This is a genomic window from Shigella sp. FC1967 (genome assembly GCF_001743005.1).
Lineage (GTDB): Bacteria > Pseudomonadota > Gammaproteobacteria > Enterobacterales > Enterobacteriaceae > Proteus.
Window position 1 is genome coordinate 1 of record NZ_MIIZ01001013.1, and the last position, 1,315, is coordinate 1,315.

Sequence of the window (1,315 nt, forward strand, 5' to 3'; positions counted from 1 at the left end):
TACTTCAGAGAGTACAACAGAAACAGATCATTCGTCGCAGAATTCTGGCGAATCCAGCGACCAGCCGAAAAATGATTTTTTAACTCGTTATCCCGAAGCAGTGATTTACAGCCCTAATGGTCAGAAATGGGGCGATGAAGGTGATTTAAAAACGGCAAAATGGATGTTTGGTCGTGTTAAAAAACTGAATCCATCCGCGCTAGAACCTACTTGGTATGACTGGGCGAACGATATTCGTTTGATGCGTCAAATCGATGGACGTACCCATGAGCAAATTTGTGGATTGTTCGACTGGGCCAACAAAGATTCATTCTGGCACCAAAACATTTTAAGTCCTCGTAAATTACGTAAACACTTTGATGAGTTGATCGTTCGTAGCCAAAAGCCAAAGGATGAGCCAAAGGTTCAAGTTGATACCGTTGAACGTGACAGCGCATTCTCACGCCTGATTGGTTCTCGTTCTAAACCTCAAAACCGTATTGAAGAAATTGCACTTGAATTAGCGGGTAAGACAGGTATTCGCCGTATGAGTGAGTTTTCTGGTCGTCAAGCATGGAACAGCATTTGGAAACAAGCGACTGAAATGTCACAGGAGGTTCAGCAATGATTGATTACGCACTGAAATTACAGGAATTAAAAAGTCAACCTGCTCATAAATTAAAAGAAATTGGCGATCAGTGGCGTACACCTGAAAACCTGTATTGGGGTATCAATTCACTCTATGGGCCGTTCACGCTAGATCTATTTACTGATGCACAAAACAGCAAAATGCCCTCATTTCTACACGGTTGAGGATAACGCGCTTACTCAGGACTGGTCGGAAAAACTCAAAGAAATTGGTGGTTCTGCTTTCGCTAATCCACCGTACTCACGTAGTTCATATCATGAAAAACAAGCTGTTACTGGTGTTCGCCACATTATGAATCATGCGTTAGCAATGCGTGAAAAAGGCGGGCGCTATGTTTTCTTGTTGAAAGTTGCCACAAGCGAAACATGGTGGTGTGAAGAAGCAGACCATATTTGTTTTATTCGCGGTCGTGTTGGTTTTGACGTTCCTCAATGGTTTGTTCCTGCAGATGAAAACCAAGTACCAACAGGGGCATTTTTTGCTGGCGCTATCGTGGTGTTTGATAAAACGTGGAATGGTAAAGCTATTGATTACATTCAACGTAGTGAGCTGGAGCAAATCGGTAAAACATTTGTTGAACAGGCTAAATGGCTTGTATCGAGAGGTGTTGCATGAAAATCACAGAGCAAATCTTAGCGTTATACAAAGTTGGTGAAGTCGTAGATCGCGATATTGTTACTCGTGATT

General features: G+C 42.4%; 2 pseudogenes. Both read left to right on the forward strand.

From position 1 onward, the window contains the following. Positions 1-607: pseudogene (locus BHE89_RS17505) on the forward strand (replication protein); the annotation flags it as partial. After that, positions 604-1,243 (forward strand): annotated as a pseudogene (locus BHE89_RS17510) (phage N-6-adenine-methyltransferase). The pseudogenes BHE89_RS17505 and BHE89_RS17510, both read left to right, overlap by 4 nt. Positions 1,244-1,315 lie beyond the last annotated feature (72 nt).